The 23121-nt window shown below is 73.2% G+C and carries 2 protein-coding genes; both read right to left on the bottom strand.

The annotated features are described in order from the left end of the window. Positions 1-233: 233 nt before the first annotated feature. Positions 234-21080 (bottom strand): SDR family NAD(P)-dependent oxidoreductase, encoded by a 20847-nt coding sequence (locus AB0E67_RS26150; protein WP_362031046.1) that lies wholly within the window; start codon positions 21078-21080, stop codon positions 234-236. Next, complete coding sequence (asnB, locus tag AB0E67_RS26145; RefSeq protein ID WP_362031044.1) at positions 21077-23116, bottom strand: asparagine synthase (glutamine-hydrolyzing); 2040 nt, start codon at positions 23114-23116, stop codon at positions 21077-21079. The genes AB0E67_RS26150 and asnB overlap by 4 nt, the downstream gene beginning before the upstream one ends. Positions 23117-23121 lie beyond the last annotated feature (5 nt).

The raw sequence follows: 23121 nt of genomic DNA, 5'->3' as shown, positions 1-23121 counted from the left end.
GATTATGCAACTGGCCAGTAGCCCCCGGACAGCTACGGGCTCACGCCCCCGATGTGAAGACTTCACATACCGGAAAGGGCACCGATACGCCTGTGGGAACGTCGCCCGGGCCAACGTGTGCCGGGGCCGACGCGACCGGACGTACGGTCCGCCACCCGGTGCGGCCGTTCCCCGCCGTCCGGTGGTGGCGGCGGGGAACGGCCTTCGGGTCGGGGCTCCCGTCGGTCGTGGCGTCAGCGCGCCCGACGGTCGTGGCCGAAGGTGGACAGCCATCGGTGAACCGCGAGCGCGGTCGCCCCTGCGTGCTCTTCGAGCATGGAGAAGTGATCCCCCGTCACCTCCAGCAGCTCGTGGTCCACGGGCCATCCGGCACGTGTGCCGTCGCCGAGCAGGGCCGTGCCGTCCGCGGCCCGTACCAGCACGGTCGGGGTGGCGACCGGTCCGGGCCGCCAGCCGTCGAGCAGTTCCGCATAGCACGCCATCGCGGTGAACTGCTCCTCGATCGCGGGGAGTTGGGGGAGCTTTTCGAGGAGCCGCCGGGTCAGTACGCACATTCCGCGTGCCATGGCGGTGCCGGTCGACCGGGGGGTGTCGAGCAGCACCAGCGCGGCGGGAGGGGCGCCGGCCTTCTCCAGCCGCCGGACGACCTCGTGGGCGAGCCAGCCCCCGGAGGAGTACGCGGCGAGCGCGAACGGCCGCTCCCCCAGGCGCCGGAGCAGTGTCGTCGCCAGTGTGTCCGCGGCCGCTTCCAGCGTCGCGGGGAGCGGCTCGCCGACGGCGTATCCGGGAATGGCGGCGGTCCACACCTGGCGCCGGTTGTGGAGTGCGGTGGCGAACTTCACGTACTGGTGGGCCCCGGTCGGGGCGACGAGGGAGGGCAGGCAGACCAGGGCCTGTTCCCCCGCGCCGTCCGACAGCCGCAGCATGGCCGGTTCGGGCCCGTCCCCGGCCGCGAAGACGGGCCGGATCCGGGCGGCGGCCGACAGGAGGTCCGCCGCCTGTTCCGGGCTGCCCGTCTCCACGGCCGTGCGGAGGAGACCGGCGGCGGGGCGCGCCGCTGACGCTGCCCGGGGCGCGCCCGCGCCGGGGAGTCGGGCGGGGGGCGGTTCGGGCGCGTCGGAGGTTCGGACGGAAGGCGCTTCGGGTGCGTCGGGACGCAGGCGTGCGATGAGGCCGTCGACGCGGGAGCCGCCGTTCTCCATGAAGTGGGCGGTGAGTCCCTCGACCGATTCGGCGTCGAAGAGGAGGGTGGACGAGATGTCGCCGAGGTCCTCGCGCAGGGCGTTGGTCAGCTGAAGGACGAGGATGGAGTCCAGGCCGTAGTCGCTGAGCGGTGCCGAGGGGGCGATCCGGTCCGCGGGGACGTCGAGGGTCCGTGCCGCCTGTTCGCGGAGATACCGCGCCATCGTCTCCGCCCGCTCCTCCGGGGCGGGGTCGGTCGGGGCCCCCGCGGTCCTGGCGGACTCCGTCGTCCCCATGGTCGCCTCGGTCCCGGCCGGGCTTCCGGAGCGCCGTCGAACGGGCGGGGCCGGATCCGGCGCTCCGGAGGCCGGTTCACGCGCCGGTTCGAGGGCCCGTTCAGGTGCGGGAACCGCATGCCGGGCCGACGGCGCGACGATCCCGGGCCGCGTCCCCGTGCCCGTGACCGTCCCCGTCCCGGTTCCGGGACGCGCTCGCCGGGGCGCGGGCGTCGCGCGCTCCGGCGCGGACACCGCCTGCCGTACGATCCCGTCGCTCTCGGCCGCGATGATCTGCTGCCCGAGCTCGTGCGCCTGGGGCAGGACGAAGACGGTCGAACGGAATCCCTCGCTCTCCAGTACCCGTCGCCAGTTGTCGGGCGACAGCGCCGGCGAGCCCGGGATGCGCAGCGCGTGGTCCTCGAAGAGCCACCAGCCCTCCAGCAGCCCGAAGGTGAGGTGGCTGAAGACGTCGAACGCCGCGAGTTCGTTCAGCAGCAGCCAGCCCCCGTCGCGCAGCGCCGCCTTCGCGTTGCGGATGGTGTTGCGGGTGTCGCGCGTGGCGTGCAGCACGTTGGCGGCGATGACGAGGTCGTGGCCCCCGGCCTCCACGCCCTGCCCGGCGAGGGGCCGTTCGGCGTCGAAGCGGGTGTACGCGAGGTAGGGGACCTGTGGTCCGTACGCGGTGCGGGCGTGGTTGAGGAACGCCTTGGAGAGATCGGTGTACAGGTAGGTCTCGATGTGTTCCTGGAAGGGGCGCAGCGCGGCGAACATGCCGACGCTGGTGCCGCCCGTACCGGCGCCGATCTCCAGGATGCGCAGACGCGCGCCGGGGTCCAGGCGCAGCCGTTCGGCCACGACGGCCGCGGCGGCGTCGGCCATGGCGCGGTTGTACAGGTCGGCGATCCGGTTGTTGCGGTAGGTGCCCTCGACGAGTGCGACGGAGCCCTGCGGGAACAGGATGTCGGTGGGCCGGGTCCTGCCGGTGAGGATGTCGGGCAGGGCTTGGAGGGTGGCGTCGAGGAGGGCGGCCTCGGCCTTCTTGTCGGGGTCCGCGGACCACCGCTCCCGGTACCGTTCCCACTCGCGCCGGGCCTCGGCCGGTGACGGGCCGGACGAGGGCACGACGCGGAGCGCGTGATCGAGCCAGGTGTCGTACCCGGGCAGGATTCCGGCGCGTTCGCGGAGTTCCGCGACACGGGTGGCGCGTTCGCGGGGGTCGGTGGTTGCGGGACCGGGCAGCACGCCGAGCGTTCCGAGGTGTGCGCGGAGCATGCGGGCGAGCAGCGGATCGCGTTCGGTCCTGCGCCAGTCGGCGACCGCGCGCAGTGCCTCGGGGTCGGCGGGCGCCCCGACACCGGCCCGGACCGCGTCGGAGGTGACACGGGTCCGCGCCCGCTCGTGGACGGTGATGCGTGAGCCCGGGTCGATGCCGGTGAGGGCGTCGGGCCGCCTGGACCTGACGAAGGCCACTTGTCGCTGCGGGCCGCCCAGGAGCGTGTCGAGGGCCCGCATCGCCTCGGGGGGCTCGATCGAGACGAGTCCCCAGCGCGCCATGCTCTCCCGGTGGAGCTGCGACGAGGCGCTGCCGGTGCTCCCCCACCAGCCCCAGTTCATGACCTTGACGGGGTACGGCCGGTGGCGGGAGAGGTGTTGGGCGTAGGCATCGGTGAAGGTGGATCCCGCCGCGTAGTTGCTCTGTCCGGCGGCCGTCGTGAACGACTGGACCGACGAGAAGAACAGCATGAAGTCGAGTGTGTCGTCCGCGAAGACCTCGGCGGTGGCGACGGTGGCGTCGACCTTCGCGGTGAGGGCCGCACGGAGGGTCGGCTCGTCCATCCGGGCCAGGCTCTGGTCCCGCAGCACCAGCGCCGCGTGGACCACTCCGTGGATCCGCGGATGGTCGGCCTCGATCCGGGCGCGGGCGCGGCGCAGGGCGGCGGGGTCCGCGGCGTCGGCGGACACGTAGCGCACGTCGCCGCCGCAGGCACGCAGTTTCGCTTCGATCTCGTCGTCGTGGGGGCGCCGTCCGATCCAGACGACGTGCGCGCCGTACCGTTCCACGACGTGCCGGGTCCAGACCGCGCCGAGTCCGCCCGCGCCTCCGATCACGACGTACACGCCGCCCTGCCGGTACACCTGTTCCCGCGTGCCGGCCGGTTCGTCGGGCGCCCATCGCCGGACCAGCCACTGGCCCGCGCGGTGGGCGAGGGGGCCGTCCGAGGCCGGGACGGGGAGCGTGAGGAGGTCGGCGGGCAGGGTGGTCGTGTCGAGGTCGGTCCGGTGGACGGACCAGTGCGTGTATTCGTGTCCGAGCGATCCGAAGAGGCCGTGCAGCCCGGCGTGGGCGGGTGCCGTCGGCTCCGTGTCGTACGTGGCCAGCGCGCGCCGGGTGACCAGGGTGATGTCGAGCGGGCGGGCGTCGTGTCCGGTGCGCAGGAGCGCCTTGATCAGACGGAAGGCGGCGACGACACCGCTCTCCCGGGCCTCGACGAAGCCGGCGGTGTCCGTCGGCGGGAGGGCCGGCGGGCCGTCCGGCGCGGTGTCCCCGGTCCCGGGGGCGATCCAGAGGAGGTGGTCGACCGGGCCGGCGGTCCGCAGCCGCTCGGCCGTCTCGTCGACCGACGTCCCGGGAGCGAGGTCCCATGTCGTGACGCGCGGGTACCGGCCGGTGAGCGCGGCCCGTTGTTCGTCCGTACCGCCCACGACGAGGACGTGGCCGGGGGCCGGGGCGCCGCCGTCCGTGTGCCCGTTCCTCTTCGCGGGTTCCCATACCGGGGCGAAGAGTTCGGGCACCGGGTCCTTCGCCCGTCGCGAGGTGTAGCCGGTCATCCGGACGCACACCTGGCCGTTCTCGTCGACGAGGTCCACGTCGAGTCTGCTGAGCGGCGTGGTCTCCCCCGCCGGGTCCGCGACCCGGATCACAGCCCGCATCGACGCCCGGCACGGGGCCAGGATCTCCAGCCGGTCGAGCGCGAACGGCACGGCCGTGTCCGGTGGTTGGGCGCCGCCGGTGATGTGGAGCGCGGTCGACGCCTGGATGGCGGAGTCCATGAGGGCCGGGTGCAGGACATAGGGTGCGCCGGCCGGGTCGGCCTCGGTGGGCAGGTCGAGGGCGGCGAGGACGGTTCCCTCACCGACGTGCGCCTCGCGGACGGCGCGCAGCGACGGACCGTGGACGATTCCCATCGAGGCCAGCGCCTCGCGGATGCGTTCGGCGGACACGGTGCGCGTGCCGTCGGCGCGCGGCGGCGCGATGTCGACGCGTTCGGGACGGGAGGTGTCCAGGACCGCTACCCGCCCCGTGGAGCAGACGACGGACGCGGTGGCGTCCTCGGCCCGCGAGCTGATCTCGAAGGTGAGGTCGCCGCCCGAACGCGCCGGTTTCACCAGGATGTCGACGGTCACGGGCTCCTGGTCCTGGACGAGGGGCCGTATCCAGGTGATGTCGCGCATCCGCAGGGGCGTCCCCGCGTCGACGCCGAGCGCCCGGGCAGCGGTTTCGCGCGCCATTTCGAGGTGGACGACACCCGGCAGGACACGCTGCCCGCGCACGGTGTGGTCGCGCAGCACGGGTTCGTCGCCCTTGAAGACGGTGGTGGCGCGCAGTGTGCCCGGCTCGTCCCCGGTGTCCCCGGCCGGGGACGTCTCGTGGATCAGCGGATGGGTCGCCGTCGGGCGGTGTGCCGTGGCGGGGGACGGTGTGGGCGGGTCCGCCGGGGGGACCGGTCCGGCCCAGTGGCTCTCCCTGGCGAAGGGATACGTCGGCAGTGGCACCCGCAGATGGGCTCCGGGGGCGAAGACCTTCCCGTAGTCGAGTGCTGTTCCCCGGGTGAAGTGCCCGGCGAGGGCGGTGAGATCCGCGTGGTGGAGGTCTGCGGACGCGGCCCGTGCCGGGTCCGCGCAGCGGCGCAGTCGGTCGGCGCCGGCGTCGGCCTCCGGATCCGCGCCGGTGGTGCGCGTCCGCGTCGCGTGCCCGGTGTACGCGTCGGGTCCGTCGAGTCCTTGGTCGAGGATCCTCAGCAGCTCGGTGCGGTCGCGCGCCACGCAGGCGAACCGGTGGGCGAGCCCGGCCCTGCCGACGGTGAGCGTGTAGGCGAGGTCGCCCAGGTCGAGGGACGTCTCACGGCGGCAGTGCGCCGCCAGAAGGGTGACCTGCCGGGCGAGTTGCTCTCGTGAGTGGGCGGAGAGGAGGACGAGATGGGCGGGGCGCGTCGTAGGGCGAGTGCGGGTGGCGGGCGGTGCCTCCTCGATGACCAGGTGCGCGTTCGTCCCCCCGGCGCCGAAGGAACTGACGGCGCCGCGGCGGGGACCGCCCCCGGAGGGGGCCTCCCAGTGGTGGTCGCGCGTGCTCATGTAGAACGGGCTGTCGTCCAGGCGGATGGCGGCGTTGGCTGTCTCGAAGTGGAGCGAGGCGGGGATGCGTCGGTGCCGCAGGGCGAGGAGGACCTTGAACACACCGGCGACACCCGCGGCGAACTGGGTGTGTCCGATGTTCGTCTTGACCGAACCCAGCGCACAGTAGGCGGACTTCGTGGTGGATGCCCTGAACGCCCGGTCGAGCGCGGAGAATTCGATGGGATCGCCGAGGGGGGTACCGGTGCCGTGGGCCTCGACGAGCCCGATGGTGCCCGCGTCGACGCCGAAGGAGGCATGGGTGTCACGGAGCAGGCGCTCCTGCGAGACGGAGCTGGGCGCGGTGATCCCGTTGGTGGCGCCGTCCTGGTTGGTGCCCGAGGCGCGGATCACTCCGTGGATGTGGTCCCCGTCGGCCAGGGCGTCGTCGAGGCGCTTGAGCACGACCACGCCGACCCCCTCCCCGGGAACGAAACCGTCGGCGCGCCGGTCGAAGGTGTGGCACCGTCCGGTCGCCGAGAGCATCCCGGCGCGTCCGGCCAGTTCGTAGAGGCGCGGGGTCGACTGGACGAACACCCCGCCCGCCAGGGCCAGGTCCGTCTCGCCGGACCAGAGCCCGCGGCACGCCAGGTCGATCGCGACGAGCGAACTGGAGCAGGCGGTGTCGACGGCCAGCGCGGGCCCCTTGAGGTTCAGGTAGTAGGAGACGCGGGCCGGGGTGAAGGACGCCATGTTGCCCGTGAACGCCTGCGCGGGCCCGTGGTCCCCGACGATGTCCTGGTAGTCCCCGCTCCAGCAGCCCACGTACACGCCGCAACGGGCTTCGTCGAGCTGCCCGCCGGCGTGCCCGGCGTCCTCCAGGGCCTTCCACGACTCCTGGAGGAGCAGGCGCTGCTGCGGGTCCATGGCCGCGGCCTCGACTCCCGAGATCCGGAAGAACAGCGGGTCGAACTCGTCGATGCCGCGCAGGAATCCGCCGCGCGTGCAGCGGGGTGATCCGTCGGGCCCGGTAGCCGGGAGGTCCCAACGGGTCGCCTCGGTGACGAGGTCGTCGCCGTCGACGAGATGGGTCCAGAGTTCGTCCAGGGTGTCGGAGCCGGGGAACCTTCCGCTCATGCCGACGACGGCGACCGGTGGACGGGCGGAGGCGGGCCGGGAGGACGTGGGAGCGGGCGCGAAGGCCGGTGCGGGGACCGGTTCCCGGACGGCGTCCGGGAGTACGGGGGAGGCCGCGTTCCGAGGGACGGCCGGGGACGCGGCCGTTGCCGGAGGTGTGGAGAGGACCTGGGGTGTGGTCGGGACGGGCGGTGTGGTCGGAGCCGGGTTCGGAGTCACGGCCCCGATGTCCTCGTACTCCGCGAGCAGATGGGCGACGAGACGGTCCGGGGAACTGTGGTCGAAGACCACACCGGTCGGCAGGTCCAGTCCGAACGTCTCGTTGAGCAGGTGCACGAGCCGGACCGCGAGGATCGAGTCGAGCCCGTGGTCGGCGAACGCGAGCGCGCCGTCGAGCTCGTCCTGCGGCATCGCGAGTACGTCCGCGACCTTCGCGCGTACGGTGGCTGCGACGCGCCCCTCACGCGTGAGTCCATCGGCGGTCGCGCCCCCGGTGTCGGGGGCGCCGGTCAGCGGGCCGCCGGTTTCCGGAGCGGCTGTGAGCGGGCCGCCGGTGGGTGGGGCGTCGGTGTTCGGGGGCTGCGCGGACGCAGCGTCGGAGTGCGGGGCGGCGTCGTCCCGGGGGCGCGGCGCGCTGATCGGCGCGGCTGCGCCGGGGCCGGCTTCCCCGGCCGGCTCCAGGTCACCGATCCAGTACCGGTCCTTCGCGAACGGGTACGTCGGCAGGGACACCCGGCGGGGCCGCACCGGGTGGAGACCGTGCCAGTCCAGCTCCACGCCGTCGACCCAGAGAGCGGCCAGCTTGTCGAGCTTCCCCGCCGCCGCCCACCGTTCGACCAGGAGTTCCCGCAGCTCCTCGTCGGCGGCGATCTCGGCGACGGCGCCCCGTGCGCTCCCCGCGCTCCCCCGGTGGAGGCCCGGCGCCCGTGTCCCGTCCCCGGCCGTGGCGTAGCCGTGCAGCGCGTGCCGCAGTTCGGCGAGCGAGGAGACGGTCAGCGCGAGGCGTTCACGCATGGCCCTGCGTCCGGTCCGCAGCGTGTGGGCGAGGTCCGTCAGGCCGATGTCCCGCCGCTCCGAGGCGTCGCGTTCACCGCGTTCCAGGTACGCCGCCAGGCGTGCGGCGGCCTCGCGGAGCCGTTCCGGCGTCCGTGCCGAGAGCACGACCAGCTGCTCGCCCCCTTCGGGCACCGGCTCCGGCACGGTCTCGTCGGCCACGTACTCCTCGATCACGACGTGCGCGTTCGACCCGCCCGCCCCGAAGGACGAGACGGCCGCGATCCGCGGACCCTCGGACTCCCAGGGTTCCAGGGTCCGCTGGACGAAGAACGGCGTCTCCTCGAACCGGATGCCCGGGTTCGGCTCCTCGCAGTGCAGGCTCGGGACGAGCGTGCGGTGCCGGAGCTGGAGCACGGTCTTGGTGAGGCCCGCGATGCCCGCCGCGGCCTCCAGGTGGCCGATCATCGACTTCACGGACCCGAGGGCGCAGAACTGCTTGTCCCGGGTGGACCGCCCGAAGGCCAGCGAGAGCCCCTGCACCTCGATCGGGTCACCGAGTTCCGTCCCGGTCCCGTGCGCCTCGACGTAGCTCAGCCGTCGCGCCGGTATCCCGGCCCTGGTCAGCGCGTCGTCGATCAGCTCCGCCTGCGCGGTCGGGCTGGGCACCGTGTAACCGTGGGTGCGTCCGCCGTGGTTGACGCTGGTCCCGCGGACCACGGCGAGGATCCGGTCCCCGTCCGCGAGGGCGCGCCCGAGCGGTTTGAGGAGCACCGCCCCGACGCCCTCGCCGGGCACGAATCCGTCGCCGCCCTCGCCGAAGCTCCGCAGCCGCGGCCGGGTCGACAGCATGGTGGAACGGCACAGCTCGACGTAGTCGGACGGGTGCAGATACAGGTTCACCCCTCCGGCGACGGCGAGTTCGCACGCCCCCCTGCGCAGGTGCTCGCACGCCTCGTGGATCGCCGTGAGCGAGGACGAGCACATCGTGTCGATCGTGAGGCTCGGCCCGCACAGGTCCAGTGCGTACGAGGTCCGCGCGCTGAGCGAGGCGAAGGAGAGCGACGGCACGACCGTCTCGCCCGACGGCAGGAGCGCGGCTCCGTGCCGGGCGTGACCGGACTTGGTGACCCCGGCGAAGACGCCGACCCTGCGCCGGTGACGGCGTGCCAGTTCCTCGGGGGTGTAGCCCGCGTCCTCGATCACCTCCCAGGCGGCCTGGAGGAACAGGCGCTCCTGCGGATCCATCGCGTAGGCGTCGCGCGGGGCGATCCGGAAGAAGGCCGGATCGAACGCGTCGAAGTCCTCCAGGAACCCGCCCCACTTGTGGTAGCTGCGGCCCGTGGCGATGGCCTTGGCACGGTCCGGTTCGTAGAAGCCGTCGAGCGGCCACCGGCCGGGCGGGATCTCCGTGACGCAGTCGCGTCCGGCCTTGAGGTTCTCCCAGAACTCCTCGATGTTCCCGGCGTGCGGGTAGCGCCCGCTCATGCCGATGATCGCGATCGCCTCGTCGGGGCCGGGCCGTTCGGGGCGGGCGGACTCGTCCGGTGCGTCCGCCGCGGGCCGCGGCACCGTCACCACGGCGGCCGGCCCGGACGGGCCGTCACCGGCGGCGGGTGCGGACGCGGGTACGGGAACGGCTGCCGGACCGGCGAGGCGACCGGCGACGGCGCGCAGCGTCGGGAATTCGTAGAAGAGGGTGGTCGGGACCTCGCCGTACCGTGCGGACAGTTCCCGGTTGAGCTGAATGACCATGACCGAGTCGAGGGCCAGGTCGGCGAGCGGCCGGTCGGCGTCGACGTCCTCGGCGGGAAGCCCGGTGACCCGGGCGAAGGTCTCGACGACGGAGCGGAGCGTCTCCCGCTCCCGGCCGACGGCGACCGCCCCGAGCGCGGACGCGGGGACGGGTGCGGACTCGGGCAGGGGTGCGGACGCCGGTACGGGCTCCGGTACGGCTGCTGTCGGGCGGGCCGGGCCCGGCGCGGGTACGGCCTTCGCGGTCTCGCCGTGATGCACCCAGATCCGGTCCTCGCCCGCCTCGCCGAGCCGCCAGGCCCGCAGCAGGGTCTCGATCCCCTCGTCCGACTCCATGGGGACCAGACCCCGTTCCCGTCGCAGGCGGGCGCGTGTCGCGTCGTCCACCGTCATACCGCCGTCCTTCCAGAGCGGCCAGGCGATCGCGAGGGTGCGCCCCGGTCGTTCACCCGCCGCCACGCGCGCGTTGCGCACGGCCGCGTACGCGTCGAGGTAGGCGTTCGCGGTCGCGTAGTCGGCCTGGCCGGGGTTGCCGGTGACGGCGGCACCGGAGGAGAAGGCGAGGAAGAAGTCGAGCGCCAGCCGCGCCGTCGCCCGGTCGAGATGCACCATGCCGTCGACCTTGGGCGCGAGCACCGCCTCCCACTGTTCCGCGGTCTTGTTCGGGAGCCGGCCGTCCCGGATCACGCCCGCCGCGTGGACGATTCCGTGGATCCCGCCGTTCTCCTCGACGGTGCGGGCGACGAGGTGTCGCACCTCTTCCCAGCGGGAGACGTCCGCGACGGCGTACCGGGCCGTGGCACCGGCCTCGCGCAGTTCGGCGAGCAGCCGGTCCACGCGCGCGTCCTGTGGCGACCTGCCGGCCAGCACGAGCACCGGGGCGTCGACGTCCCGGGCGATCCGACGCGCGACCAGCGCGCCGATGCCGCCCGCCCCGCCGGTGACCAGGTACACGCCCCCGGCTCGCCAGGGGGTGCGGGTGCCGTCCGGTTTCCTCGGCTCCCAGGTGCGGACATGGCGTTCGGCGCCCCGGTGACGAACCAGTTCGTCCTCCGGGTGCCGTGCGTCGGCCGCGACGAGGTCCGCGACGGCGTCCGCGTCGCGTTCCCCTTCGAGTCCGACGACCTGACCGGCGACCGCGTGTTCGAGAGAGGCGGTGCGCAGCAGTCCGGCGAGGGCCAGGCCGACGGCCTGATCGCCCTGGGCCGGGGTCACCACTTGTACGAGGGCGCCACCGTCGGGAGCCTCCCGGACCACTTCACGGACGATTTCGAACACCTGCCGCGAGAGGTCGGTGAAGCGGCTCTCCGGTCGGGTCTTCGTCGTCCTGACGGCGTGGCAGCGGGCGTCGGGCAGGCGGCGCTCGACGGCGGTGCGCGCGTGCGCCGCGGTGTCGCACAGGATGACGGCGTGGTGCCGGTACGGCTTCCTGCCGGGTGCGACGGCCCCGGGCAGGCCGGGCACGGCGGGCTTCGGTGTCCAGCGCGGCACGAGCAGTGTCGTGCCGATCGGCGCACCGGCTCCCCGGGCCGCGCCGTCGTCCCGGGCCCCGGCAGGCGTACCACCGGCTGCCGTATCACCGGGCAATGCTCCGGCGGGCGTCCTGCCACGGGCCGCAGCGCCACCGGCCGGGATCCAGTACCTGTCGCGTGCGAACGGGTACGTGGGCAGGTGGGTACGCGGCGGCAGGGCGGGACCGGACGGGCCGCCGTACAGCACCTGCCAGTCGGCATCGGCACCATCCGTCCAGCGGGCGAGCAGCCCGGCGGCGTCCGAGCCGCCGCCGTGCTCCATGCCCGGGGCCGTGCCGTGCTCCGGGGCGGGCACCGTGCCGCCGTCGAGGAACGCCCGGAGCCGTTCAGCCAGTTCCGCGTGCGAGGCGACGACCCAGCCGGCCCGTTGGGCCATGGGCTCGCGCCCGAACTGGAGCGTCCTGCCGATGGAGCCGAGTGGGGCGGGGCGGGGCGTCTCCTCCAGGTACGCGAGCAGGGCCCGCGCCCGTTCGCGGAGTTGGTCGCGGGTGCGCGCGGAGAGCGGGACGACCACCCGGTTCCCGACGGCCATGTCCTGCGCGCCGCCGGTGTACGGGACGTGCCCGGTGTCCAGGCCGTGTCCCGTGTTCCGGCCGGGTCCCGTGTCCAGGGCGTCGGGCGCGACGTACTCCTCGACGACGACATGGCAGTTGGCACCACCGAAGCCGAAGCTGCTCACACCCGCCCGACGCGGCGCGGGCAGGCCGTGGCGGTCGCGGGGCCGCTCCCACGCCTCCCGTTCCCGCACGATGCGGAACGGACTGCCGTCGAGCTGTATGAACGGGTTGATCTCGTCGCAGTTCCGGGTCGCGGGCAGGGTGCCGTGCTCCATGGCGAGCAGCACCTTGAGCAGGCCGGCGATGCCCGCCGCGGCCTCCAGGTGGCCAATGTTCGTCTTCACCGATCCCAGGCCGCAGGTGCCCCGGCCGGTTCCGCCCAGGCGTCGGAAGGCGGTTCGGAGCGCACGCACCTCGACCGGGTCGCCCAGAGCCGTGCCGGTGCCGTGGGCCTCCACGTACCCGATCGTGGCGGGGTCGGTGTCCCCCATCGCCCGTACGACGAGGTCGGCCTGTGCGGCGCCGTTCGGCGCGGTGAGCGAGTTCGCCCGCCCGCCGTGGTTCTCGGCGCTGCCGACGATGACGCCCAGGATCGCGTCGCCGTCCCGTTCGGCCTCGGCCAGGGGTTTCAGCACGACGGCGCCGACGCCCTCGCCCCGGACGTATCCGTCGGCGTCGCTCGCGAAGGTCTTGCACCGCCCCTCCGGGCTCAGCATGCCCGCCCGTGCCGCGCTGACGAACGTGTCGACGCCGAGCAGCAGGTTGACCCCGCCCGCGATGGCCGCGTCGCACGCCCCGGAGCGGATCGCCTCGACCGCCCGGTGGACCGCGACGAGCGAACTGGAGCAGGCCGTGTCGACCGGCTCGCTCGGCCCGTGGATGTCGAGCACGTAGGAGATGCGGTTGGCGAGCATGGAGTGCGCGTTCCCCGTGGAGGTGAACGCGTCGGGCGGGGTGCCGTGGACGGAGAGCAGGGTCGCGTAGTCGGTGCCCGAGACGCCGAAGAAGAGACCGGTGCTCTCCGGCAGACCGGCGGGGGTGTATCCGCTGTGTTCGAGGGCGTTCCAGACCGTTTCGAGGGCCAACCGGTGCTGCGGGTCCATCAGTTCGGCCTCGCGCGGCAGGATCCGGAAGAACGCGGCGTCGAAGGCGTCCACGTCGTCGAGCACGCCCGCGTGGTGCGGGAAGTCGGACGATTCCACGATCCGTGCGTAGGCGGCGTCGTAGCGGTGGAGGGGGAACTCCGTGACGCTGTCCCTCCCCGCCACCAGGTTCGTCCAGTACGCGCGCAGATCGGGGGCGTCGGGGAAGCGCCCCGCGGCGCCGATCACCGCGATCGGCAGGGGCGGCGCGCCGGGCGCCGGGCGTGCGGACGCCGTGCGTACGGGCGCCGGGCGCGCGGACGCCGCCTCCAACCGCTCCTCGGCCTCGGACCGATCGCCCGCCTGGGCCCCGTCGCCGACTCCGGCGTCGGGTGCGGCGTCGGGTGCGGCGTCGGGTGCCGTCTCCGCGGCCGGGCCGGTCGGGCGGGACCGCTCGTAGGCCGGGCCCAGGGACTCCCCGTACTCCGCGACGAGGTGCCTGCCCAGCGACTCGAATGTGTTCAGGTCGAAGAAGGCCGCGGGTGTCAGGTCGACGCCGAGCCGGTCGCGCACCTGCCCGGCCAGGGCGACGAGCGAGATCGAGTCGAAGCCGAACGCGTCGAAGCCGGTCCGCGCGTCGAGCTCGGCCGCCTCGTACTTGAGGATGTCGCTCGCCATGTCCCGCAGTTCGTCCACGGCGAAGGAGACGAGGTCGTCCCGGACCTCCCCGGCCGGTTCCTCCCCCGCTCCCCGGCCGGTGTCCTCCTCGCCGGCCACGACCCGCGCCGTTTCCGCGGCCGGGCCTGTTCGCGGCGCCTCGCCCTCGCCGCACCACAGATCGGACAGCACCGCGACCACCTCGCCCTTCCCGTCGAGCAGCGCGACGCGCCCGCCGAGACCGTCCGGTCCGCCCGTCACGTCGAGGACGACGTACCTCACCGTGTCCGGGATGTCGTTCCCCGGCGCGAAGAGCCGGATCTCGTCGATCCGACGGGGAGTCGTGCGTGCCCAGTCCGGTGCGCCGAGGCGCTTCGCCTCGAACTGGAGGCCCTGCGCGACCGCGGCGAGAACATGCGGCGGGAGGGTGACGTTCGGCCGGACGTGATCCCGCAGCAGTTCGGGCGGGAGGACGTCGAGCACCAGCCGTCCGTCCGGCATCCGGTACGCGCTCTCGATGCCGTTGCGCTCCGGCGCGTAGCCGAGTGCGCCCTCGGCGAGTTCCGCGAGGAACGCGGTGCGGGAGAGCGTGGCCACGGCGTCGGCCGCCAGGTCGTCGACACGGAATCCCCTGTACGGTCCGGCGCCGGAGGCCCCTGCCCCGAGTACCCCGGTCGCGGCTGTGCGTGCGGGGTCACCGGTCCGTACGTCGAACTCCGCCACGGCCACCCGCGCTCCCCGCGCCTCCTCCACGAACACCGTGCCGGAGGCCGCCTTCCGGTCGGCTGCGCCGAGGACCGTCACCAGCCGGGCGGCGGCCCTCCAGTCGACCGGGGCGAGGAGGCGCAGCCGGCGTACGACGGCGCCTTCGGCGAATCCGGAGACCCGGGTGACGGCGAGCGCCAGTTCCACGGCGAACGTCGGCACGATCCCCGGCGTGCTGTTCCGCCGCTCCCCCGACGTGTACCCGTAGTCGAGGAGGTCGTCGAGGTGCACGTCGAGCACGTAGCGCGGCCCGTCGACGTCCGACGCGTTCGCGCCGAGCAGTGGATGCAGTTTCTCGCGCAGGGCGAGCGGGGCGGTCACGGTCGGCGCGCCCCGCTCCGGGTCCACCCAGCAGCGCACGCGCTCGAAGGGGTACGGGGGAAGCGGGACCCGCCGCAACGCGCGGGGCCCACCCTCGGCCTCCCGCCAGTCGACGCTCCTGCCGCCGACCCACGCCCGTGCCAGTGCGCGCGGGCCCTCGGACACGGGGTCGGTGCTCGCGAGTGCCGGGCCGAGGTCGCGGTCGCCCGCGAGACGGCGGTCGAGCGCGGCCACGGCCTCGTCCGCGGTCCTCGCGAAGAAGGCCCAGCGGCACGGGAGTTCGTTGCGGCCCACGCGGAGTGTGAACGCGATCGAGGCGAGATCCGCGGGCTCGTGCGAACCGGCCGCGAGATGGTCCCGGAAGCGGGCGAGCCATGTCTCCAGGACGGCGTCGTTCATCGCGGAGAAGACGAACAGTTCCTCGCGCCCGTCGCTTCCGCCGCGCGCGGCGGTGTCCGCGCGCGTGTACTCCTCCACGATGATGTGCGAGTTCATCCCGCCCGCGCCGATCGAGGTGATCCCCGCGCGCCGGGGATGGCTGACGCGTCGGCCGTCGACCCTCGTCACCACGGGCTCCCAGTCGGTGAGCCGTCGCTGCAGACGGAACGGCGTGCGGGAGAAGTCGATGTCAGGGTTGATCACATCGCTGTGCAGCGAGGGCGCGATCCTGCCCTTCTGGAGCTGGAGGAGCACCTTGGTGATGCCGATCATTCCGGCGGCGTGCAGAAGGTGTCCCATGTTCGACTTGACCGAGCCGATCGCGCAGAACCCGGTGTCCTGCGTGTACGTGCGAAAGGCCGTGGTCAGCGCCTTGACCTCGATCGGGTCGCCCAGGGACGTGCCCGATCCGTGCGCTTCGACGTAGCCGATCGTCCGTGGGTCGATGCCCGCGTCGTCGATCGCCTTCTGGATCGCGCGCGCCTGCATGCGCGGGCTGGGGACGGTGAACCCGTTGCGCACGCCCGCGTTGGCGAGGGCGGTTCCCTTGATGACCCCGTACACGTGGTCGCCGTCGCGCTCGGCCTCGACGAGCGGTTTGAGGACGAGGGCGCCGACGCCTTCCCCGAGGATCGTCCCGTCCGCCCCCACGCCGAAGCTGCGGATCACCTCCGAGGTCGTCGTAGTGAAGTGCTCGTGCGACGAGGTGATGAGGTTGTACGGGTGCAGCAGGAGGTTCACCCCGCCCGCCACGGCCATCCGGCACTCGCCCGCCCGCAGCATCTGCACGGCCTGGTGCACGCAGGTCGAGGACCCGGAGCACATGGTGTCCACGAAGATGGAGGGACCGGTGAACCCGTAGAAGTACGACACCATGTTGGGGAGCGTCGCCGTGTAGCTGCCGGTCGCCGCGGAACCGCGGACGAGGCTGTTCTGGAAGCCGTACAGGCCGTAGTGGTTGCTCATCGAGCCGGCGAGGACACCGACGTCGCCGTCGTACCGCCGGTGGATCGTCTCGCGCGAGTAGCCCGCGTCCTCCAGGGCGTGGACCACCGTCTGGAGGAACAGGCGCACCTCGGGCGACATGGCCTCCGCGTCACGTTTCGAGATGCGGAAGTAACGGGGGTCGAACATGTCGATGTCCCGCAGGAACGTGCCGGTCCGGATGGAGCTCCTGCCGAGGACGCTCCGGTCGCGGCTGTAGATCGCGTCGTGGTCCCAGCGTTCGCGCGGCACCTCGCGGAACTCGTGGCGGCCCTGTTCGAGGATCGGCCACAGCTCGCCCAGTGTCTCCGCGCCGGGGTAGGTTCCCGCGACGCCGATGACCGCGATGTCGTGCCGGGCGTCGCGGTCCCGGGCGTCGTGCCGGACGCGCGGGGCGTCGACGGCCGGCACCGGAACGGTGCGGGCGTCGGGGACGGTCGGCGGTTCGGCGGTCACTCGGGCCTCCGGTGCGTCCGGGACGGGGGCGGCGGGAACCGGTGCGCCGTCCCGTGCGTGCGCCACGTCCCGCGTCTCCGGTGTGTCTTCTCGTACCTCGGGTGCGTCTCGTTCGTCCGGCACGTCGCGTACGTCGTGTGCGGAGGCGGCGGGGTGTGCCGGGTCCTCGGTGTCGAGGACCGAGGGAAGCCGGTCGGCATGCTCCTCGACGAAGTAACCGGCGACGCCCGCCAGCGTGGTGTGTTCGAAGAAGATGGTCTTGGGCAGCGGGCCGAAGAACACTTCGAGCGACGCCGTGGTCTCCAGGATGCTGAGCGAGTCGATCCCGTAGGCGATGAGGTCGACCGTCTCGTCGATGGTCCCGGGATCACGGTGCAGCACCTCGCCCACGACCCGCCGCAGCAGATCGGTCGTACGTCGCGTCAGCTCCTCCCCCGAGGCGGCGGCGGGGGCGGGAGCGGCCGCCGCCACGGGGGCGGGCGGCTCCGTCGGTACGGCGGCGGGAGCGGTGGTGAGCCGTGCGGAGGCGCCGTACGCCACCACGAGGTGCGCGGGGCCGTCGTCGAGCACGCGGCCGAGGAGACGGAGCCCGGCCTCGGTCGGGAGCGGTTCCCAGCCCCGTTCCCGGCGCATCGCGTCCCTCGTCACGTGGTCGACGCTCATGCCGCCGTCGGCCCACAGCGGCCAGCTGACGGCGACGGTCCTGCCGCTCCGTTCCCCGGCGTCGGCCAGCGCCCGGCGGTGGTGGGCGAAGGCGTCCAGGAAGGCGTTGGCCGCCGCGTAGTCCGACTGCGCCGGATTGCCGAACACCCCCGCCACCGAGGAGAAGACGACGAAGAAGTCGAGCGCGGTGTCGCGCGAGGCGGCGTCGAGGTTGAGCACCCCGTCGACCTTGGGCGCCAGCACGGCACGGAGGTCGGCCGCGTCCTTGGTGTAGACGTACGCGTCCCGGAGGACGCCCGCCGCGTGGACGATGCCGTCGAGCCGCCCGTGTTCCCGCTCGATGGTGCGCACGGCGCGCTCCACCTCGTCCTTCACCGTGACGTCGACGGGGAGGTGGTGGGCGTCGACGCCCGAGGCACGCAGCTCCCGCACGGCCGCCTCGCTCGCGGCGCCGGGCGCCGACCGGCCGCTCAGGACGACGGTCGCTCCGGCGCGCCGCCCGAAGTAGCGCGCGGTGTGCAGCCCGAGGCCGCCCAGACCGCCCGTGATCCAGTACACCCCGCCCTCCTTGAGCGGCGGGATCGCGGGGCCCTCGGCCAGGTCGACCGCGACGGTGCGTGCCACGCGGCGTGTTCCGTCCGGGGCATGGCGGATCTCGCAGTCGGCGCTCTCGTCCGCCACCTCCGTGCGCAGGATCTCCGCGATGCGTTCCGGCGGCGCGGCGTCGAGTTCCGCGACGCGGACGACCCGGCCAAAGACGCGCGGGTTCTCCAGGACGACGGTTCTGAAGAGTCCGACGAGCGGTGCGTGCACCTGCCTCGGCACCCGGTCGTCCACCAGCACCACGAAGCGGTGCGGGGTCCGGGGGCTCGACCTGATCACCTCCGCCACCTGCTCGAAGACCTGGCCGGTCGTCGCGGCGACGGTGTCGGCGACGCGGCCCGGTACGAGGTCGGGCAGTCGCGCGGCGGTGAAGCCGGTGATGTCCGTGAGGGTGTCCAGATGGGCGGCGGCCCTCCCGCAGAGGCGGACGTGGACGTACGGGGCCTGTGCCGCGTCCCGGCCGTCGGGGCCGGACGGTGCCGGTGTCCACTCCGTGGTGGCCGTGACGACGCCCGTGCCCGCAGCGGTGTCCCGCCTCGCGGACGGGGTGCGCTGCACCAGACCGCGCAGCCGGGCGGTGACGGCTCCCCCGGCGTCGCACAGATCGATGTCGAACACGTCGAGCGTGCTGTGCCGCGCGCGGCGCCGTACCCGGGCCCAGGTCTCGGACGGGCAGGGGCCGTGGACCGTCAGGTCCTCGAACGCGAACGGCATCGGCGGACCGTCGGCCCGTCCGTCACCGGTCTTGGCCAGGAGCAGGAGCGAGGACTGGAAGGCCGCGTCGAGCACGCTCGGGGGCAGCACGAATCCCGCCTCCGTGCCCTGGCCGTCCGCAGGTGCGCCGATGCGGGCGAGGAGTTCCCCCTCGCCCAGGCGGATCTCCCGCAGTCCGCGCATGGCCGGTCCGTACTCCAGCCCCCGGTCCCGGAAGGCGGCGTACACGTCCCGCGGGGCGCGTTGCGTCGGGCACGCGGCCCGTATCCGGTCGAGATCGAGCCGTTCCGGTTTCCCGTGGTCACCGGTCTCGGCGGTGCCCGAGCAGTGCACCGCGGCCGTTCCGGCGCCGGTGGAGATCTCGAAGGCGAGCGCGCCGCCGTCCTGGGGCGCGAGTCCCACGACGGCCTCGACCGGTGCGTCCCGCACGACGATCGGGCGCCGCCAGACGACGTCGCGCAGCCGGACGGCGAACGGCCCTCGCTCGTCGCGCCCGGAGGCGCGCGCCACCGCGGCGTGGACCAGTTCCACCTGGGCGGCGGCGGGCAGTACCCGCTCGCCGCGCACGACGTGCGAGGCCAGGAAGGGCTCCTGCCCGTCGAAGACCGCTCCGAGGCTCCCGCCCTCGGGGCCGGCCCCGCCGTCGCGCAGGAGCGGGTGGGCAGCGGCGGCGACGGGCGGAGGCGCGGCCGCCGCCCCGGCGTCCCGGCCCGGGGCCCTGAACCAGTGGCGCTCCCGGGCGAAGGGGTACGCGGGCAGGGGCACGCGCCGGGGCGCCGTCCGTGCGGTGCCCCGGTGGCCGGCCGGCTCCGCCCAGTCGGCGGTGGCGCCGTCGGCCCACCGCTCCGCAGCTTCCACCGTCCCGTCCGGGTCCCCGTCCGCGCCGCGCACCGAATCGCCCACGAGGATCCGGCCGGTCTCGTCCGCACCGTCGATGAACTCCCCGAGGAGGGTGACGAGTTCGTCCCGTCCGGTCACCACGAAGGCCACCCGGGCGGGCATCTGTTCCCGGCCGGCGCGCAGGGTGTGGGCGACGTCCGCGAGCGTCGGCGCGGCCGGCCCCCGCAGATGGGCACGCAGCCGGCGGGCGACGGCCCGCAGGCGTTCCGGGGTCCTGGCCGAGAGGGGCACGAGCTCCGGGCCCCTCCCGGACGCCGCGACCGTCGGTCCGTCGTCCGTGAGGTGTTCCTCCAGCACCAGGTGGGCGTTGGTGCCGCCGAACCCGAAGGAGCTGACCCCGGCGCGGCGCGGCGGAACGGTGCCGTCCGCTCTCGCGGGCGGCGCGTCCCAGGGTCGGGTGTCCCGGACGATGTGGAACGGGGTGCCGTCGAGTCGTATCAGTTTGTTCTGCTTCTCGAAGTTGACGGTCGCGGGCAGCACGCGGCGGGCGAAGGCGCTGATCACCTTGGCGATGCCCGCGACGCCCGCGGCCCCTTCGAGGTGTCCGATGTTGGTCTTGACCGAGCCGATCCCGCAGGCGTCCGGGCGGGCGACCGTGCCCTGGGCCGCGTGCAGGTTCCCGAAGGCGCGTTTGAGGGCCATGATCTCGATCGGGTCGCCCACCGGTGTCCCCGGGCCGTGGGCCTCGATGTAGCCGATGGTCTCGGGGCGGATGCCGGCCCTGGTGTAGAGCCGCTCGATGAGCCTGGACTGTGCGGCCGGGTTGGTGACGGTGAGGGAGTTCGTCCGGCCGCCGTGGTTGGTCGCGACGCCCTTGATGACGGCGTGCACGGTATCGCCGTCCTCGACCGCCCGTGCAAGGGGTTTGAGGAGGAGCACGGCTCCTCCTTCGCCCCGGACGTAGCCGTCGGCGCTCTCGTCGAAGGCCCTGGCGCGGCCGGTGCGGGACAGCATGCTCGCCTGGCTGAAGGCGACGAAGTGCTTGGGCGACCAGATCAGGTTGACGCCTCCGGCCAGGGCCAGGGCGCAGTCGCCGTTGCGCAGCGCGCGGACCGCCTCGTACACGGACACCAGTGAACTGGAGCAGGCCGTGTCGTTGGTGATGCTGGGGCCCTGGAAGTCGAAGTGGTAGGAGATGCGGTTGGCGATGATCGAGTAGGCCGTGCCGGTGGGGAAGTAGACGTCCGTCCGCACCCCTTCGCGTTCCATCAGCTCCGCGTAGTCGGCGTGGCAGACCCCCATGAAGACGCCGGTCTCCGTCCCGGCCAGCGCGCTCGCCGCGTACCCGGCGTTCTCCACGGCCTGCCAGGCGAGTTCGAGGGCGATGCGCTGCTGGGGGTCCATGCTCTCGGCCTCGCGCGGCGAGATGCTGAAGAAGTCGGCGTCGAAGCGGTCCGCGTGCTCGATGAAGCCGCCCCAGACGCTGTTGGTCTTCTGGGCGCCTCGCCTCGGGTCCCCGAAGTGTTCCTCCTTGGACCAGCGTTCGGCGGGCACCTCCGAGATGAGCGAGCGTCCGGCGACGAGGTGTTCGCCGAATTCCTCCAGGGTGTCGGCACCGGGGAACCGCAGGGCGAGTCCGATGATCGCGACGTCGTCGGGCGCCGGGGCCGCGTCGTCGCGGCCGGGGACCGCGTCCTCGTGCGCGAGGGTCCTGTCCTCGGAGGCCAGGGCCTCGTCCTCGTGCGCGGGGGGAACTTCCTGGTGTGCGGAGGTCGGTTCGACCGTGCTCATCGGACTCCTTCTGCGCGGGGGAGGACGGGACGGGAGGGCTCCGGCCCCCGGTTCTTCCGGTGGTCGTGGACTGTCCGGATGTGCATGCCGCCCCCGGCGGGGGCGCTCCGGTGCCCTTCCCGCCCTCTCACGAACCGGTGGTCGAGGACGGCGGTGGAGAGTAGGTAGAGGAACGCCTGGTCCTCCTTGGTGCTGATCTGCCGGTCGGGCGTGGTCATGATCTTCGTCACGAGTCTGCGCGCGAACACGGGATCGACGCAGTCGATCTTCGCCAGTTCCGCGTCCGAGAGGATCAGGTCCAGGTAGTCCGGCCGCTGCTCCTTGAAGACGCTCGCGCCCGGTGCGCGGTACGGCTGCTTCCGCCGCATCAGGCTCGACTCCGGCAGCTCCCCGTGAAACGCCCGCTTGAGGATCGCCTTCTCCTCGAACCCGTCGTCGAACCGCAGGTTCACGGACGCCGCCGCCCGCACCACGGCGGGGTCGAGGAAGGGGCAGCGGTTCTCGACCCCGTGCGCCAGGCTCATGCGCTCGCCCTGCGTCGACAGCAGATAGCCGGGCAGCAGGGTCTTGTACTCCAGCCACTGCGCCTTCTGGACGGCGCTCAGCGCGGCGTAGCCCGGTGTCGTCCCCGTGAGCGCGAGCAGATCCGCGAAGGGGTCCTCGCGGCGCTTCAGCAGGCGTGCCGCGAACCGCCCGTTCTGGTAGCGCAGTTCGTGCGAGAAGAGGCCGGGCAGGCGTTCCACCGAGAACTGCTCGAAGAGGCCCGCCAGTCGTGCCCGGTTCGCGGGGCCGAAGTGGCTCAGCTCCGGGTGCAGGTTGCCGATCCTCTTCATCCGCTCGGCGTCCGACAGTTCGTTCCACTCCGCGCGCACCAGCGTCTCGCGGAACAGCGAATAGCCGAGGAACGCCTCGTCGGCGCCCTCGCCGGTGAGGACCACCCGTATGCCGGCGTCCCGGACGTGCCGCGCCAGCAGGTACATCGGGACGAACGCGGTGCGGAACGCGGGCACTTCGGCGTGGTACACGGCCGACGGGAAGGTCCGCGCGATGTCGGCGCCGGACACGGTGATCGACGAGTGGAGCGTCCGCAGGTGCGAGGCCACCACCTGCTGACTGCCCGACTCGTCGAAGGCGGCCTCCTCGAACTGCACCGAGAAGGTGCGCACCTCGCGGGAGGAGAGGTCGGTGGTCAGTTTCGTCACGATCGAGGAGTCGAGCCCGCCGCTCAGGTAGACCCCGACCTCGACGTCGCTGCGCAGCCTCATCTCCACGCTCTGCCGCAGGGTTTCGCGCACGAAGTGTTCCGCGTCGCGCGCACTTCCCGTGAACGGTGGCTTTTCCAGGGCGAGTTCCTCGTAGTGGTGCAGTGAGGTCCGGCCGCCGCCGACGACCATCCAGCTGCCCATGGGGAGCTGGCGGATGCCCTGGAACGGGGACCGGTCGGGCAGCGGCGTCCAGGCCGCGAAGGTGGAGGCGAGTTCGGCGGGGTCGAGTTCGAACCGGAAGTCCGGGAACGCCTGGAACGCCTTCATCTCGGAGGCGAAGAGGAACGCACCGTCCCGGTCGCCCCCGCCGCGCCTGCGGTCGGCGTAGAACAGCGGGCGCTTGCCGAACCTGTCGCGTGCCAGGAAGAGGTCCCCCGACACCGCGTCCCGGATCGCCACGGCGAAGGCGCCGTTGCACCGGGGCAGGCATCCCGGGCCCCACTGCATCCAGGCCCGCAGGAAGACCTCGGTGTCGGAGCGGGTGCGGAACCGGTGGCCGAGTCCGCGCAGTTCCTGGCGGAGTTCGACGTAGTTGTACAGCTCGCCGTTGAAGCAGATCCAGTAGCGTTCCTCGGGATCCGCCATGGGCTGCGCACCGTGGGAGATGTCGATGATCGCCAGCCGGACCGTGCCCATGGCCATGCCGTCGCCCAGATAGTAGCCCGCCTCGTCCGGTCCTCTGTGGCGGATGAGCGACAGCATGGAGGTGATGACCTCGGGCGCGGCCCCGGCGTCGAGCGACGGCGAGACGAACCCAGCGATTCCGCACATGCGGG

The sequence above is a fragment of the Streptomyces sp. NPDC032161 genome, from assembly GCF_040636995.1.
GTDB lineage: Bacteria > Actinomycetota > Actinomycetes > Streptomycetales > Streptomycetaceae > Streptomyces.
The sequence above is the reverse complement of the archived record's forward strand: the minus strand, read 5'-3'. Positions and strand labels throughout refer to the sequence as shown.